Source organism: Pseudomonas pisciculturae (assembly GCF_015461805.1).
Lineage (GTDB): Bacteria > Pseudomonadota > Gammaproteobacteria > Pseudomonadales > Pseudomonadaceae > Aquipseudomonas > Aquipseudomonas pisciculturae.
The window spans coordinates 1-16,527 of record NZ_JACVZE010000005.1 but is presented as its reverse complement, the minus strand read 5'-3'; the positions used below and the strand labels follow the sequence as shown (position 1 = coordinate 16,527).

The 16,527-nt window shown below is 60.5% G+C and carries 13 protein-coding genes and 1 riboswitch; of the genes, 3 read left to right on the top strand and 10 right to left on the bottom strand.

The genetic code is table 11. The annotated features are described in order from the left end of the window. Nucleotides 1-30: 30 nt before the first annotated feature. Entirely contained in the window at nucleotides 31-1,755 is a 1,725-nt protein-coding gene (gene poxB, locus ICY20_RS14730; protein ID WP_194937816.1) for a ubiquinone-dependent pyruvate dehydrogenase, read from the bottom strand. A 77-nt stretch (nucleotides 1,756-1,832) separates the two neighbouring features. Beyond that, nucleotides 1,833-3,065: an NADH:flavin oxidoreductase/NADH oxidase family protein gene (locus tag ICY20_RS14725; RefSeq protein ID WP_159962388.1), complete on the bottom strand. Its 1,233-nt coding sequence runs from the start codon at nucleotides 3,063-3,065 to the stop codon at nucleotides 1,833-1,835. Nucleotides 3,066-3,136: 71 nt separating this feature from the next. On the opposite strand from ICY20_RS14725, the gene ICY20_RS14720 reads away from it, so the two are divergent. Continuing rightward, complete coding sequence (locus tag ICY20_RS14720; RefSeq protein WP_159962387.1) at nucleotides 3,137-3,541, top strand: MerR family transcriptional regulator; 405 nt, start codon at nucleotides 3,137-3,139, stop codon at nucleotides 3,539-3,541. A gap of 40 nt (nucleotides 3,542-3,581) precedes the next feature. Here ICY20_RS14720 and ICY20_RS14715 read toward each other — a convergent pair whose 3' ends face one another. The 4 genes from ICY20_RS14715 to metH all read right to left on the bottom strand — a co-directional run bounded on the left by ICY20_RS14715 (nucleotide 3,582) and on the right by metH (nucleotide 10,171). Beyond that, nucleotides 3,582-4,076: a DUF934 domain-containing protein gene (locus tag ICY20_RS14715; RefSeq protein WP_048727764.1), complete on the bottom strand. Its 495-nt coding sequence runs from the start codon at nucleotides 4,074-4,076 to the stop codon at nucleotides 3,582-3,584. Then, nucleotides 4,060-5,718: a nitrite/sulfite reductase gene (locus tag ICY20_RS14710; protein WP_159962386.1), complete on the bottom strand. Its 1,659-nt coding sequence runs from the start codon at nucleotides 5,716-5,718 to the stop codon at nucleotides 4,060-4,062. The genes ICY20_RS14715 and ICY20_RS14710 overlap by 17 nt, the downstream gene beginning before the upstream one ends. 471 nt (nucleotides 5,719-6,189) lie before the next feature. Next, nucleotides 6,190-6,408, bottom strand: coding sequence for a DUF2970 domain-containing protein (locus ICY20_RS14705; RefSeq protein WP_194937815.1), 219 nt, complete (start codon nucleotides 6,406-6,408; stop codon nucleotides 6,190-6,192). Between the two features lie 52 nt (nucleotides 6,409-6,460). Continuing rightward, nucleotides 6,461-10,171, bottom strand: a complete 3,711-nt coding sequence (metH, locus tag ICY20_RS14700; RefSeq protein WP_194937814.1) for a methionine synthase — start codon at nucleotides 10,169-10,171, stop codon at nucleotides 6,461-6,463. 166 nt (nucleotides 10,172-10,337) lie between these two features. On the opposite strand from metH, the gene ICY20_RS14695 reads away from it, so the two are divergent. After that, the gene (locus tag ICY20_RS14695; protein WP_194937813.1) at nucleotides 10,338-12,629 is read left to right on the top strand and encodes a fatty acid cis/trans isomerase; all 2,292 of its coding nucleotides are present in this window, start codon (nucleotides 10,338-10,340) and stop codon (nucleotides 12,627-12,629) included. Between the two features lie 94 nt (nucleotides 12,630-12,723). After that, the gene (gene nfuA / locus ICY20_RS14690; RefSeq protein WP_032887092.1) at nucleotides 12,724-13,308 is read left to right on the top strand and encodes a Fe-S biogenesis protein NfuA; all 585 of its coding nucleotides are present in this window, start codon (nucleotides 12,724-12,726) and stop codon (nucleotides 13,306-13,308) included. Between the two features lie 209 nt (nucleotides 13,309-13,517). Here the strand turns inward: nfuA and cobM are convergent, their stop codons facing one another. The 4 genes from cobM to ICY20_RS14670 all read right to left on the bottom strand — a co-directional run bounded on the left by cobM (nucleotide 13,518) and on the right by ICY20_RS14670 (nucleotide 15,627). Then, complete coding sequence (cobM, locus tag ICY20_RS14685; RefSeq protein WP_194937812.1) at nucleotides 13,518-14,264, bottom strand: precorrin-4 C(11)-methyltransferase; 747 nt, start codon at nucleotides 14,262-14,264, stop codon at nucleotides 13,518-13,520. Between the two features lie 69 nt (nucleotides 14,265-14,333). Next, nucleotides 14,334-14,726: a cobalamin biosynthesis protein gene (locus ICY20_RS14680; protein WP_159962382.1), complete on the bottom strand. Its 393-nt coding sequence runs from the start codon at nucleotides 14,724-14,726 to the stop codon at nucleotides 14,334-14,336. After that, nucleotides 14,723-15,427, bottom strand: a complete 705-nt coding sequence (locus ICY20_RS14675) for a CbtA family protein (protein WP_159962381.1) — start codon at nucleotides 15,425-15,427, stop codon at nucleotides 14,723-14,725. Before ICY20_RS14675 ends, ICY20_RS14680 begins: the two co-directional genes overlap by 4 nt. Nucleotides 15,428-15,438: 11 nt before the next feature. Next, nucleotides 15,439-15,627: a CbtB domain-containing protein gene (locus tag ICY20_RS14670; protein ID WP_033902252.1), complete on the bottom strand. Its 189-nt coding sequence runs from the start codon at nucleotides 15,625-15,627 to the stop codon at nucleotides 15,439-15,441. 97 nt (nucleotides 15,628-15,724) lie between these two features. Continuing rightward, nucleotides 15,725-15,929, bottom strand: a riboswitch (cobalamin riboswitch). Nucleotides 15,930-16,527 lie beyond the last annotated feature (598 nt).

The window sequence follows — 16,527 nt, the reverse complement described above, 5'->3', positions numbered from 1 at the left end:
TTCGCGAGCAAGCCCGCTCTCACATTGGGTTCAGCGCAACCAGTTAGTCCGTGCTAGCTCAATGACCTCGTCGCCACGCCCACTCATCACCGCTTTGAGCATGTACAGGCTGAACCCCTTGGCCTGCTCCAGCTTGATCGTCGGCGGCATCACCAGTTCCTGAGTCGCCGTCACCACATCCACCAACACCGGCCCGTCATGGGCGAGGGCGCGGCGCAGGGCGGGTTCCAGGTCTTCGGATTGCTCCACGCGAATTCCCAGGATGCCCATGGCGTTGGACATGGCCGCAAAGTCGGGGTTTTTCAGCTCGGTGCCGGCGTCCAGGTAGCCTGCGGCTTTCATCTCCATGGCCACGAAGCCCAGTGACGAGTTATCGAAGACGATGACTTTCACCGGCAGTTTCAACTGCGCCAGCGAGATGAAATCCCCCATCAGCATGGCAAAGCCACCGTCGCCAGACATCGAGATCACTTGCCGCCCGGGAAATGCCGCCTGCGCACCGATGGCCTGGGGCATGGCGTTGGCCATCGAGCCGTGGTTGAACGAGCCGATCAGCCGACGCTTGCCATTCATCTTCAGGTAGCGCGCCGCCCAGACGGTGGGTGAGCCGACATCGGCGGTGAAGATCGCGTCATCGTCCGCTAACTCACTGAGCAACCGCGCCACGTACTGCGGGTGAATGGGCCGGTTGGCCTTTGAGGGCTGCGCCAGGTCATCCAGGCCCTGACGGGCTTTCTCATAGTGCTTGAGCGAGGTCTCGAGAAAGCTGCGATCGGTCTTGCGCGTCAGGCGCGGCAGCAGGGCGTCGATGGTTTCACTCACGTCGGCGGCAATGCCCAGGTCCAGCGTGGCGCGACGGCCCAATGCTTGTGGGTCGCGGTCGACCTGGATGATCTGCGCATCGGTGGGGTAAAACTGGCGGTAAGGGAAGTCAGTGCCGAGCATGATCAACGTGTCGCAGTCGAGCATGGCGTGGTACCCCGAGCTGAAGCCGATCAGGCCGGTCATGCCCACGTCGAACGGGTTGTCCCACTCCACGTGTTCCTTGCCGCGCAAGGCGTGTACCACGGGCGCGCCCAAGGCATCGGCCAGGGCCACCACTTGGTCATGGGCGCCCGCGCAACCGCTGCCACACAGCAGGGTCACTTTCTGGCTGCCGTCCAGGATCTCGGTGAGGCGCTGCAAATCGTGCTCCGCCGGCAACGTGCGCGGCGCGTTGAGCACGGGCCAGGGCTTGAGCTTGGCATCTACTTCCAGCAGTGACACATCCCCCGGAATCACTACCACCGCCACGCCGCGATTGAGGATCGCCGAGCGCATGGCGCGGTGCAGCACGTGCGGCATCTGCTCCGGGCTGGTGACCAGTTCGACAAAGTGGCTGCACTCCTTGAACAGTTCCTGGGGATGGGTTTCCTGGAAGTAATTCAGGCCGATTTCGGTCGAGGGAATCTGCGCAGCAATCGCCAGCACGGGCACATGGTTGCGATGGCAGTCGAACAGACCATTGATCAAATGCAGGTTGCCCGGCCCGCAACTGCCGGCGCACACCGTCAGTTCCCCGGTGGCAGCGGCTTCGGCACCGGCGGCGAAGGCGGCGACTTCCTCGTGGCGCACATGCATCCACTCGATGCTGTCCATGGTGCGCAAGGCGTCGGTCAGGCCGTTGAGGCTGTCGCCGGTCAGGCCCCAGATGCGCTTGATGCCCGCCTGTTCAAGGGTGGTCGCCAGCTGTTGGGCCAGGTTGATTTTCGCCATGAAGAACTCCAATCGTCAGTGAGGTTAAAAACTGCTGATCAATAGGGGACACTTCGATCATGGCGAATGCTCCGCCCTTATTGTGAAGATTGCGTCATGGCGGCGCGGTATTGGCGGGTACGCCGGGCAATGAACCATTGGTCACGTACCAGGGCCATGCACGGCGCGACCTTGGCTTTGGGTAAGTGGCCACGGCTCAAACGGTGCATCTGGTAACGCACCACGGCGAGGATGGCGAGTGAGGCCAGGGGTTTGCGCTTCCAGTCGATGGGCTTGAGTTGCGGGTTGGGGTCGCGGCCTTCGCGCCAGTGTTTGATCAGGTGCGGTTCCAGGGTCAGGGCGGTAGCGATGCCGGCCATGGCGATGCCGCTGTCGAGCACCTGTTGCACGATGGGGAGGCGACGTATGCCACCGGTGACCATCACCGGCATCTTGGCGATGCTGGCGAGTTCTTTGGCCATGTCCAGGAAGTACGCTTCGCGGGCCAGGGTGCGGCCGTCTCGTGCTTCACCCTGCATGGCCGGTGCTTCGTAGCTGCCGCCGGACAATTCCAGCAGGTCGATGGGCAGCGGGTTAAGCATCTCGACCACGGCACGGGCATCCGCCTCGGCAAAGCCGCCGCGCTGGAAGTCTGCCGAGTTGAGTTTGAGCCCTACACAGAATGACGGGCTGACGCTGGCCCGCACGGCGGCGATCACTTCCAGCAGCAAGCGTGCACGGTTTTCCAGCGAGCCGCCCCAGCGGTCGGTGCGCTGATTGCTCAATGGCGACAGGAATTGGCTGATCAGATAACCATGGGCTCCATGGATCTGCACGCCGGTAAACCCGGCTTTCTCGGCCAATTGGGCGCTGGTGGCGAAGCGCCTGATCACGTCCTGGATGTCGTCTTCGGTCATGGCCTTGGGCTTGGCGAACATCTTCGAGAAGCCGCCCAGGTCGAGGGCGACAGCGGAAGGCGCCAAGGCTTGCTGGCGCAGGTTGGCCGGCGTCTGGCGGCCTGGGTGGCTGAGCTGTACCCAGAAATGCACGCCGTTGGCACGGGCCACGTCCGCCCATTCGCGAAAACTGTCCAGATGCTGTTCGTCTTCGAGGGCCACACCGCCGGGGCCTGTCATGGCACGACGGTCAATCATCACGTTGCCGGTGATCAGTAAGCCAGGCGCGCCTTCTGCCCAGGCCTTGTACAACTGCTTCAATTCTCGGGACGGAGCCTGATGGATGTCTGCCATGTTCTCTTCCATCGCAGCCTTGGCGACACGGTTGGAAATGACTTGGCCATTGGGCAGTTGCAAGGCTTCAAAGGGTGACATGGGTTGACTCCTGAGCGGGGGAGGCGTCAGGCTAAGCTTAAAGTTAACTTTAATGTCAAGCAGGCGCAGCGATGAATATTGGTGAGTTGGCAAAACAGAGCGGGCTGGCGGCGTCGCGTATCCGGTTTTACGAGGCCGAGGGGCTGATCAGCCAGGTCGGGCGTCAGGCCAACGGTTATCGACGCTATGCGCCCGAAGCACTGATGACCTTGCAGTTGATCCAGAGCGCGCAGCAGGCAGGTTTCACCTTGCAGGAGCTCAAGGCGTTGATGCCTGCGCCGGGGGAGCACAAGCGCGAGGAACTGATCGACGCGTTGGAGCGCAAGGTGGCGCAGATCGAAGAGATGCAGGCGCAGCTCGCCCACAGCAAGGCGCAGTTGCTGGGGGTGATTGAAGCGGTACGGGCGCAGCCGGAAGGAGTGCCGTGCAGCATGGGGCAGAAGCAGGTGTTGGCGTCGATCAAAACCAACCCATAAAAAAACCCTGGCAGGCCAGGGTTTTTTTATTCACGCAGACTTAGCGACGACGAAACAGCGGCAGCGGCTCATCCGTTGCAGCCTGGTACGTCACCGAGAAGTCCTTGAGGCTTTCCAGCGCTTCGTACGGGTCTTTGTCGGCGCGCAAGGCGAAGGCATCGAACCCACAGCGACGCAGGTAGAACAGCTGGTCACGCAGCACATCGCCAATCGCCCGCAACTCGCCCTTGTAACCGTAGCGGTCACGCAGCAGGCGCGCGTTGGAGTAGTTGCGACCGTCGGTGAAGGCCGGGAAGTTCAGCGCGATAACCTGGAAGTGCTCCACGTCATCACCGATCTCTTCAGCTTCTTCATCGGCGTCCAGCCACACACCCAGGCCGCCATCGCGAGCCTTGAGGGCGTGGCCATGTTCGCGCCACAGCGCCAACGGCACGATCAGGTCGTCGCAGTTGGAGATGCCGTCGAAGCTCGCGTCCTTGGGCAGCAGGTGCCAGGTTTCGTCGAGGACTTCGTTGTTCTTAATGATTCGCTGCATAGACGCGCTCCTTGAACAGGTCAATGCCGATGCGCTGGTAGGTGTCGATGAAACGCTCATCTTCGGTGCGCTGTTCGATGTACACATCGATCAACTTGCCGATCACCTCGGGCATGGCTTCCTGGGCGAAGGACGGGCCGAGGATCTTGCCCAGGCTCGCATCGCGGCTGGCGCTGCCACCCAGGGACACTTGGTAGAATTCTTCGCCTTTCTTGTCCACGCCCAGGATGCCGATGTGGCCGACGTGGTGGTGACCACAGGCGTTCATGCAACCGGAGATGTTCAGGTCCAGCTCGCCGATGTCGAACAGGTAGTCCAGGTCGTCGAAACGACGTTGGATCGATTCGGCAATCGGGATCGACTTGGCGTTGGCCAGGGAGCAGAAATCGCCGCCCGGGCAGCAGATGATGTCGGTCAGCAGGCCGATGTTCGGCGTGGCGAAACCGCCTTCGCGCAGCTCGCCCCACAGGGTGAACAGTTGGCTCTGCTCAACGTCGGCCAGAATGATGTTCTGCTCGTGGGACGTGCGCAGCTGGCCGAAGCTGTAGCGGTCGGCCAGGTCAGAGACGGCGTCCAGCTGCTTGTCGGTGATGTCGCCCGGTGCAACGCCGGTCGGTTTGAGCGACAGGGTCACGGCCACGTAGCCTGGCTTCTTGTGGGCCAGGGTGTTGCGGCCGCGCCAGCGGGCGAAACCTGGGTGCTCTTTATCAAGCGCTGCGATCTCGGCGTCCTGATTGCTCAGGGCCTTGTACTCAGGGTCGACGAAGTGCTTGGCGACGCGATGCACTTCGGCGTCGGTCAAGGTGGTTTGGCCACCGCGCAGGTGTTCCATCTCGGCGTCGACTTTCTGGGCAAACACCTCAGGGGTCAGCGCCTTGACCAGGATCTTGATCCGGGCCTTGTATTTGTTGTCACGACGGCCATAGCGGTTGTAGACCCGCAGGATGGCATCGAGGTAGCTCAACAGGTCTTGCCACGGCAGGAACTCGTTGATGAACGCACCGACGACCGGGGTACGGCCCAAACCGCCACCTACCAGTACACGGAAGCCCAGCTCGCCTGCTTCGTTGTACACCGGCTCCAGGCCGATATCGTGTACTTCGATGGCCGCGCGGTCCGAGGTCGAGCCATTGATGGCGATCTTGAACTTACGTGGCAGGTAGGCGAATTCCGGGTGGAAGGTGGTCCATTGACGGACGATTTCACACCAGGGGCGCGGGTCGATCAGTTCGTCAGCGGCGACGCCGGCGAATTGGTCGGTGGTCACGTTGCGCAGGCAGTTACCGCTGGTCTGAATGGCGTGCATCTGCACGGTCGCCAGCTCAGCCAGGATGTCCGGCACATCTTCCAGGGCCGGCCAGTTGAACTGTACGTTCTGGCGGGTACTGATGTGGGCGTAGCCTTTGTCGAAGTCGCGGGCAATCTTGGCCATCATGCGCATCTGGCGCGAAGTCAGTTGGCCGTAAGGCACGGCTACCCGCAGCATCGGCGCAAAGCGCTGAACATAAAGGCCATTTTGCAGGCGCAGAGGGCGGAACTCTTCTTCGCTCAGTTCACCTGCTAGGTAGCGTCGGGTCTGATCACGGAACTGCTTGACGCGGTCCTCGATGATGCGCTGATCGTATTCGTCGTATACGTACATATAGGTCCTGTTCTCGGCAAATCTGCGCGCACGGCCGCGCACTCCCAACGGAGCCGGCGCACGATACCAGTTTGCGTTTATGCGCAAAAGTGATGTTTGAGTATATGCAAATAACCAAAATGACTAATGAGACTGGTTCTTGCGATAACCCTATTTGTCATACGGACAATCATCGACTTTAATGAGGTCGAGTCTTAGTGCAATCACCTATAAAACCGACAAGAGGCGATGCGATGAGCAATCCGACAAAAGCCCGTAAACCCGACAGTACCGTGGACGCCTGGGCCATTCTGTTCTTGATTATTTTGGTGGTGGGGACTGCTGTGTTCTGGGTGAGCCACCAGTAAGCAGGCACAATAGGAAACTCAATGTGGGAGGGGGCTTGCCCCCGATAGCGGCAGATCAGTCAATATTTCACTGACTGACACTCCGTCATCGGGGGCAAGCCCCCTCCCACATTTTTGATTGGGTTTACACCCCGGCCAGGTGCAATACCAGCTTGACGATGCCGAACAGCGTCAGGGCAAACACCGTGGTAAACACGATGCCCAGAAGCACAAAGTGACTCGGCTTGCCGTGGGTAAAGTCACGTGCGCGATTCTTCCCGCTCTGCACGCCAAACGCCGCCGCCATCACGCTGTGCAGCATCTGCCAGAAGGTTGGGGGCTTGTTATTGGCTGGATCGTCCATGTGTCCCTCCACACGACATGTGTCAGGGACAGCATAGACAATCCACCAGGCCTCAGTTGTCGTAACCCAGATTTGGCGCCAGCCAGCGCTCGGTCACGGCCAGGTCCTGGCCCTTGCGCGCGGTGTAGCTCGCCACCTGGTCCTTGTCGATCTTGCCCACGGCAAAGTACTGCGCCTGCGGGTGGGCGAAGTACCAGCCGCTAACGGCCGCCGCCGGGAACATCGCGTAGTGTTCGGTGAGGAACACGCCGCTGCGGCCGGCTTCCATCTCACGAGCTTGCGGGTCGAGCAGTTGGAACAAGGTGCCTTTTTCGGTGTGATCCGGGCAGGCCGGGTAGCCAGGGGCAGGGCGGATGCCGCTGTACTGCTCTTTGATCAGCGCCTCGTTATCCAACACTTCGTCCTTGGCATAACCCCAGTAGTCTTTACGCACTTGCTGGTGCAGCCATTCGGCGCAGGCTTCGGCCAAGCGGTCGGCCAGGGCCTTGACCATGATCGAGTTGTAGTCGTCGCCCGCGTCCTGGTAGGCCTTGGCGACTTCCTCGGCGCCGATGCCGGCGGTGGTGATAAAGCCACCCACGTAGTCGGTCACGCCGCTGTCTTTAGGTGCGACGAAGTCGGCCAGGGAGAAGTTGGGCTTGCCGTCGGTCTTGATGATCTGCTGGCGCAGGTGATGCAGGGTTGCCAGGGGCTGGCCGTCGTCACCGTAGACTTCCAGGTCATCGTCCTTCACCTGGTTGGCTGGCCAGAAACCAAACACCGCACGGGCGCTGATGAGCTTTTCGTCGATCAGTTTGGCGAGCATTTCCTGGGCGTCGGCGTACAACGCAGTGGCGGCTTCACCTACCACTTCATCGGTGAGGATGCGTGGGAATTTGCCCGCCAGGTCCCAGGAAATAAAGAACGGGGTCCAGTCGATGTACTCGGCCAGCACTTTGAGGTCGATATTGTCCAACACCTTGGCGCCGGTAAAGGTCGGCACCGCCGGTGTGTAGCTGCTCCAGTCAAACTGCGGCTTCTTGGCGATGGCCGCCGGATAGCTCAGGCGCTCGGTGCGGGCGCTGCGGTTGGAGGTGCGCTCACGCACGTCGATGTATTCCAGGCGCGTTTTCTCGACGAAGCCGGCTTTCAATTCCTTGGACAGCAACTGCGTGGCCACGCCCACCGCACGGGAGGCATCAGTTACGTAGATCACGGCATCGTTGCTGTACTTCGGCTCGATCTTCACCGCCGTGTGAGCCTTGGACGTCGTAGCGCCGCCGATCATCAGCGGCAGGTGAAAGTCCTGGCGCTGCATCTCGCGGGCCACGTGCACCATTTCATCCAGCGACGGGGTGATCAGGCCGGACAGCCCGATAATGTCGCACTTCTGCTCCTTGGCCACCTGCAGGATCTTCTCTGCCGGCACCATCACGCCCAAGTCGACGATGTCATAGCCGTTGCAACCCAGCACCACGCCGACGATGTTCTTGCCGATGTCATGCACGTCGCCTTTGACCGTGGCCATCAGAATCTTGCCCTTGGCTTCGGGCTTGTCGCCTTTTTCCAGCTCGATGAACGGGATCAAGTGGGCCACGGCCTGTTTCATCACCCGAGCGGACTTAACCACCTGAGGCAGGAACATTTTGCCCGCGCCAAACAGGTCGCCGACGATGTTCATGCCAGACATCAACGGGCCTTCGATCACTTCGATAGGGCGTGCAAACGACTGCCGCGATTCTTCGGTGTCTTCGACGATATGGGTGGTGATGCCCTTGACCAGCGCGTGTTCCAGGCGCTTGTTCACCGGCCAGCCGCGCCACTCTTCGGTCTCGGCTTCCTTGACGCTGCCGTCGCCCTTGTACTTGTCGGCGATGGCGAGCAGGGCGTCGGTGCCATCCGGGGTGCGGTTGAGCACCACGTCTTCCACCGCGTCGCGCAGCTCGGCCGGGATCTGGTCGTAGATCTCCAACTGGCCGGCGTTGACGATACCCATGGTCAGGCCGTTGCGGATCGCATACAGCAAAAACACCGAGTGAATTGCCTCACGCACCGGGTTGTTGCCACGGAACGAGAACGATACGTTGGACACGCCGCCGGAGGTCAGCGCATACGGCAGCTCGTCACGGATATAGGCACACGCGTTGATGAAGTCGACGGCGTAGTTGTTGTGCTCTTCGATACCGGTGGCGACCGCGAAGATGTTCGGGTCGAAGATGATGTCTTCCGGCGGGAAGCCAACGTCGTTCACCAGAATGTCGTAGGAGCGCTTGCAGATTTCTTTTTTGCGCGCTTCGGTGTCGGCCTGGCCGGCTTCGTCGAAGGCCATCACCACCACGGCAGCGCCATAACGCTTGCACAGCTTGGCGTGGTGAATGAACTGCTCCACGCCTTCCTTCATGCTGATGGAGTTGACGATGCCCTTGCCCTGGATGCACTTGAGGCCGGCCTCGATGACTTCCCACTTGGAGGAGTCGATCATGATCGGCACGCGGGAGATGTCGGGCTCGCCGGCAATCAGATTGAGGAAGGTCACCATGGCCTTCTTCGAATCGAGCATCCCTTCGTCCATGTTGATGTCGATCACCTGGGCGCCGGCTTCCACCTGCTGCAGGGCGACTTCCAGGGCTTCGGTGTAGTTGTCTTCACGGATCAGGCGAGCGAAGCGGGCGGAACCGGTGATGTTGGTGCGCTCGCCGACGTTGACGAACAACGAGCTGCGATCGATGGTGAACGGCTCCAGGCCCGACAGGCGGCAAGCCTTGGGGATATCTGGAATCGGGCGCGGTGCGTAACCGGCCACGGCCTTGGCGATGGCTTCGATATGGCCTGGCGTAGTACCGCAGCAACCGCCGACGATATTAAGGAAGCCGCTCTGGGCGAACTCTTCGATGACCTTGGCGGTTTCCGATGGCAGCTCGTCGTATTCGCCGAATTCATTGGGCAGGCCGGCGTTGGGGTGCGCCGATACGTGGGTGTTGGCCTTGTTGGACAACTCTTCCAGATACGGGCGCAGTTCGCTGGCGCCCAAGGCGCAGTTCAGGCCCACGGAAATCGGTTTGGCGTGGGCCACCGAGTTCCAGAATGCTTCGGTGGTTTGGCCCGACAGGGTACGGCCGGAGGCGTCGGTAATGGTGCCGGAGATCATGATCGGCAGTTCGAACCCCAACTCCTCAAACACACCTTGTACGGCGAAGATCGCCGCCTTGGCGTTGAGGGTGTCGAAGATGGTTTCGATCAGGATCAGGTCGGCGCCACCTTCGATCAGGCCTTTGGTCGCCTCGGTGTAGTTTTCTACCAGCTCATCAAAGGTCACGTTGCGGTAGCCGGGGTTGTTCACATCTGGCGACAGCGAGCAGGTGCGGCTGGTGGGGCCGAGCACGCCAGCAACGAAGCGTGGCTTGGCTGGGTTCTCGGCGGTCTTGGCGTCGGCGATCTTGCGCGCCAGGCGTGCGCCCTCTACGTTCAGTTCGTAGGCCAGTTCTTCCATGCCGTAGTCGGCCATGGAAATGCGCGTGGCGTTGAAGGTGTTTGTCTCGAGGATGTCGGCGCCGGCATCCAGATAGGCTTTTTCGATGCCGCCGATCACGTCGGGACGGGTGATTACCAACAGGTCGTTGTTACCCTTGACGTCGCTTGGCCAGTCGGCGAAGCGTTTGCCACGGTAGTCGACTTCTTCCAGTTTGTAGCTCTGGATCATCGTGCCCATACCGCCGTCGAGGATCAGGATACGGTCCTTGAGGGCTTGATGAAGGGCTTGCAGACGAACGCTACGATCGGACATGGGACTACTCTGGTCAGGCATTTCGGAGGGCGTGAATCATAACAAACCTGTGCCGATTTAGAGCATGTGCAGGTTTTGCATGAATATCGTTCATGTTGCTGCGGGGTATGGCCCGGTAGAATCACCGGCAAATGTTCAGCGTACGCATCGGATTGGAACCGGATACATGTCACTTCGCCTTATTTTCAGCGCCGCGCTGTTATTGATTGCCAGCACTCTCCAGGCACAAAGCGCTGCCCCCGCGCTTTCCTACACCCGCGATATCCAACCGATCTTCACCGAGAAGTGCGTGGCCTGCCACGCCTGCTACGACTCCGCCTGCCAGCTCAACCTGGGCAGTGGCGAAGGCGCGGCCCGTGGTGCGAGCAAAGTGCCGGTCTATGACGGCGAGCGTGGCCAGGCTACACCGACGACACGCTTGTTCTATGACGCCTTTGGCCAGCACGCCTGGCAGCAGAAGGGCTTCTATTCGGTGCTGGACGCACAAGGCAGCCAGGCTGCGTTGATGGCGCGCATGCTGGAGTTGGGTCACACCGCACCGCTGCAACCTAATGCCAAGCTGCCCGACAACATTGTGCTGGGCTTGAACCGCGAAAACATGTGCGCCACCCCCGGTGAGTTCACGGCCTACGCCGGTGCTCATCCCAAAGAAGGCATGCCGCTGGCGGTGACGGGCCTGACCGACCAGCAATACCAGACGTTGCAACGTTGGCTGGCGTCCGGCGCACCTATCGATGAGCAAGGTTTGGCGCCAAGCGCGAAGGAAGCCTTGCAGGTTCAGCAGTGGGAAAACCTGCTCAACCAACCCGGCGCACGGGAAAGCCTGGTGGCGCGATGGTTGTTCGAACATCTGTTCCTGGCCCATATCTACTTCGAGAACGGCGAACCGGGGCATTACTTTCAATGGGTGCGTTCGCGCACGCCAAGCGGCCAGCCTATCGACCTGATCGCCACCCGCCGTCCGAATGACGACCCAGGTACCCGGATTTACTACCGCCTATGGCCGGTGCAGGGCGTGATCGTGCATAAAACCCACATCACGTACCCCTTCAGCGCCGCGAAAATGGCGCGTATCAAAGACCTGTTTTACGCCGGTAACTGGCAGGTGAACGCCTTGCCAGGCTATGGCCCAGGCCGTCGTGCCAACCCGTTCGAGACCTTCGAAGCCATCCCGGCCAAGGCGCGCTACCAGTTCATGCTGGATAACGCCGAGTATTTCGTGCGCACCTTTATTCGCGGGCCCGTGTGCCGTGGCCAGATTGCCACGGACGTGATCCGTGACAACTTCTGGACGCTGTTCCAAGACCCGGACCACGACCTCTACATCACCGATGCGCGTTATCGCGGCCAGGCCACGCCGCTGCTGGCGATGCCGGGGCAGAATGACGATGTGGGCAGCGTGCTGAGCCTGTGGCTGGCCTATCGTGACAAGCGCAACGCCTACGAGGCCCTGCGCCGCGACAACTATGCGGATGTGCCCGCGCCAAGCTGGTCATCGCTGTGGGCTGGTAATGACAACGCGCTGCTGAGCATTTTTCGTCACTTCGACAGCGCCTCGGTGAGCAAGGGCCTGATCGGTGAAGTGCCGCAAACGATGTGGCTGTTCGATTACCCGTTGCTGGAGCGCACCTACTATCAACTGGCGGTGAACTTCGACGTTTTTGGCAACGTCTCGCACCAGGCCCAGACGCGACTGTACTTTGACCTGATCCGCAATGGCGCCGAGCAGAACTTCCTGCGCCTGATGCCGGCCGACAGTCGCGAAGACTTTATGGATGATTGGTACCAGAACAGCGGCAAACTCAAGCTGTGGCTGGACTATGAAGCCGTCGACGATGACAAACCCACCGGCCTGCACCTCAACGAGCAAGACCCGAAACGCGACTTTGCCAACCAGTTGCTCGCCCGTTACGGCGATTTGAATGCCAGCCCCGACCCGATCAACCGTTGCACGGGTGCTTATTGCTCCCGCGACGGCATCGACCCGGCACTGCAAGACGCGGAGCAGGCACTGAGCCGCCTGACTTCACGGCCAGCAGCGGGGCTCAAGGTTATCGACCAATTGCCCGAAGCGACGATGCTGCGTATCGAAACCCCCCGAGGCAAGCGTGAGGTCTACAGCATGCTGCGCAACCGTGCCCACAGTAACGTGGCGTTTTTGCTGGGTGAGGCCTATCGCTACCAACCGGGCCTGGACACCGTGACCATTTACCCTGGCGTGCTCAGCAGCTACCCCAACTTCATGTTCAATATCCCGGCGCAGGAAGTGCCGGCGTTTGTCGCCGAAATGGAGCAGGCCAAGGACGCCAAGCGCTTTGAGCAGATCGTTGATCGCTGGGGCGTACGCCGCAGTCATCCGCTGTTCTGGCAGTACTTCCACGATTTATCGCAATACATCCACGAAACCACGCCGGTGGAAGAGGGCGTGCTGGATATGAATCGCTATGAAAACCTCTGACAGGGTGAATAAGTCTTTTCCGACAAAATTACTCGGACTTTGTACCTGCGTAATATTTTGGCGTAAACTGCCGGCAAGCCTGTGAGGAGTTTCCATGACTGCCATAACCATTACCGACGCCGCCCACGATTACCTGGCTGATCTGCTGTCCAAGCAGAACACCCCAGGCATCGGTATCCGCGTCTTTATCACCCAGCCCGGCACCCAGTACGCCGAGACGTGCATTGCCTACTGCAAGCCGGGTGAAGAAAAACCTGAAGATACCGCGCTGGGGCTCAAAAGCTTCACCGCGTATATCGACCACTTCAGCGAAGCCTTCCTTGACGATGCGGTCGTCGACTACGCCACCGACCGTATGGGCGGCCAGTTGACCATCAAGGCACCGAACGCCAAAGTGCCGAGCGTCAACGCTGACAGCCCGGTAAACGAGCGTATCAACTACTACCTGCAAACCGAGATCAACCCCGGTTTGGCCAGCCATGGCGGCCAGGTCAGTTTGATCGACGTGGTGGATGACGGCATCGCCGTGCTCAAGTTCGGCGGCGGCTGCCAGGGCTGCGGCCAGGCGGACGTGACCTTGCGTGAAGGCATCGAGCGCACTCTGTTGGAGCGTGTTCCAGAGCTCAAGGGCGTACGTGACGTGACTGACCACACGCAGAAAGAAAACGCCTACTACTGAGTAAGGTGTTCACTGCGAACAAAAAAACGGCGCCCCGTGAGCGCCGTTTTTTTATGCTTAAAATTCAATGTCTTGCACTATATACCTAGCACAGCAGATTAACTGTCGGAGGGGGCTTGCTCCCGATGAGGGAGTGTCAGTTGATACATCTTTGGCTGATACACCGTCATCGGGAGCAAGCCCCCTCCCACATTTCTTACCGCGTTCCGTCAGGGGCGGTAAAGATGAGCATGCCCTGCCCGATACAACGAAGACTCGCTAAAACTATCACTGGCCAACACCCGACCCACCACAATCAACGCCGTACGCCGAAACCCCTTGGCGGCGACCTTTTCAGCGATATCACTCAGCGTGCCAATCGCCCAATCCTGATCCGGCCACGTCGCCCGGTGCACCACGGCAATCGGGCAATCGGCGCCGTAGTGCGGCAGCAGTTCGGCGACAATTTTCTCCAGGTGGTTAACCCCCAGATGAATCGCCATCGTGGTGCCGTGCTGCGCCAAACTGTTGAAATCTTCGCCGGCGGGCATGCTGGTTTTATCCGCATAACGGGTCAGGATCACGCTTTGGGCGATATCCGGCAGGGTCAGTTCAGTCTCAAGCAGCGCCGCACACGCCGCCACGGCGGTGACACCGGGGATAATCTGGAAGGGGATGCCCAATTCACGCAGATGGCGGATCTGCTCGCCAATGGCTCCATACAGGCTTGGGTCGCCCGAATGTACCCGAGCCACGTCCTGGCCCTTGGCGTGTGCGGCCTTGAGCAGGTCAATGATCTGCTCCAGATGCAGCTCGGCGCTATTGACCACCGTTAGCGCCTGATGACCTTCCAACACCGCCGCCGGCACCAACGAGCCCGCGTAGATGATCACCGGGCAACTGCGGATCAGCCGCTGGCCTTTGACGGTGATCAGTTCCGGGTCGCCGGGGCCTGCGCCGATGAAGTAGACGGTCATGGGGATTCCTGTTGAAAAGCGGGCGAGCATGAAGATTGCTCATGATCGGGAAGGGCGATTATCGGGTTTTCAGTCGGCACACGCCAATGCAAAGGTGGCCTGGGTGGTTTTTTTGCGGGGGATCAGCAAGCGAGCAGGGCTGCCGGTGAGGTGTTCGGCCAAGGCCAGGGCGGTGCTTTCGGCGATGCCGTAGCAGCCAGTGTGGGCGAAGGCGACTTCGGATTTGTGACTCAGGCGGTCTTCAAACGCTGCCAATTGCGCGGCGCTGAAGCAGTGCAACGGCAGGCGCAACATCGCAGCCAGTGCCAACAACCCTGGTTCATCTTGCTTGAGGTCGAGACTGGCCAGCGCAGTGATGCGCTGGCGTTCGATGCCGCTCTCGGCGAGGGAAGCCTCAAACAGGGCCAGCAGGGTGTGAACATCACAGCCCCGCTGGCAGCCCAGGCCGACGACCAGCGTCATGCCGAGTATTGATCATCACGATTGCGGCGAAACAGCCAGGCACTGATCAGGCCCAGGGCCAGCCAGAACGCGACGTTGGTCAGCTGCGAAGCGATTTTGAACTGTGCTTCCAGTGCCTCCGGGGCCAGCATCGAGTGCACTTCTGGTTGCGGTGCGCCGATCACGTGTGGCACGGCCAGGATCGCGGCGCCTAGCACTTTGAGTAGCCAGTTGCGACCAAACACGATCAGCGCGATACCGGCCGCAGTGGACGCGGCAGTACCAATCCACCAGGTCTGGCGCAAGGCCAAATCAGCGGCGGCCGTGCCCGGCAACTCCGGTGGCAGGCCCATCGTGGGCGCCAGAACGAAGGTCGCATAACCGGCCAGGCCCCACAGCAGCCCTTGAGCTGTGCGGGTGGGCGCTCGCAGGGTGTAGAGACCGGCCAGCATCAGCGCAAAGCCGACGGCAACCACCAGATTGCCCCCGGTGGTCGACAGCACACGCTGCCAGCCATCTTCCGGCTCCCAGGCTTCGGCGTCGTGAGTGTGGGCTGCGGCGCCAGCGGCGTGCTCATGCACCACTTCGGTGGCAGCCGGGGCTTTTTCAAAGGATTCCGCCTGCAAAATCAGCGGTGCCACCCAGAAGCTTTGCAGCAGGGTCAGCAGCAGGGCGGCCGCAAGGCCAGTGAAACCTGCGGTTTGCGCAATACGCTTGATCATGTCGGCAGGTCTCAGTGGCACGGGAACGCGGCGCTGTGGCGGGTATCGTGGGCGGCGTTGTGCACGGCCTCGATATGCGAGAACCCGGCGAAATACACCAGGCACGCGCCGAGGATCGACGCACCGATGGCGGCGGTCAGGCGTTGGCTCAAGGTGGAGGTGTTGCTGGCGGAGTGCGAAGTGCTGCTGATGATCGACATGGCGCGTCCCTTTCAGGTGTCAGGGTGAAACGAGCGCATAAAAACCCCGCGAGCCGGGCACGCAGGGTTTTAAACAGCGCCCGCCCACCGCGGGTTTGTTATCTGATTTTTTCGGGCCGGTCTCCGGGCTTGCGAGGGACACTGGGTCTATAAAGCATCGCCTTCCCATGCCCTGCAGGCACAGTGGATCTGACGCTTCGCTCGCTTACCGTTGCGGGGGCAGCACCGGACTGGTCATATCGCTATGACGTACCGGTTTCCCGTTTCACCCTTTGCAGGGCACCCGAAACAAGATGTGTAGGAGAGCATGGGGTTTGGTGGGGAGTCAATTGGGATGTGGTTTTTGGTTAGTGTTGTTGTGGTGGTGGTGGTGTACATATCCGTTGCTGCGGTAACGGCCGCTTAGGGTTTCGCTCTTACAGCGACTCACTTTTGGAAAGGCCCAAAAGTAAGCAAAAGGCCTTCGCCCCAACACTCGGCACCTCGCTTAGGCTCGGTGTGCCCGAACGCAGGCTTGAATCCGTGGGCCGCCGCCACGCGCCATCCATGGCGCGGGGCGGCTAACCCGGCGTCCTGCCGGGTTACCCACGGATTCAAGCCTGCGTTCGGCCAGCGTGTTTGACGGGGCGCCCCAGATCAACAGCAAGAGCGCGGCGGCCTTAGAGCCGACCGGTATTTCAGGTCGTTCACAATTCAAATGTGGGAGCTGGCTTGCCTGCGAAAGCGGTGGGTCAGCCAACACCTGCATCCACTGGCCCACTGCATTCGCGGGTAAGCTGATCTGGCCTAATGATTTTGGACACTTTAATCGGGCGCTATGATGGCGCCTAAATTTGAGGTGTTTTGAATATGCGCAAATCTTATTCCAGTGAATTCAAACTCAAGGCAGCCAGTATGGTG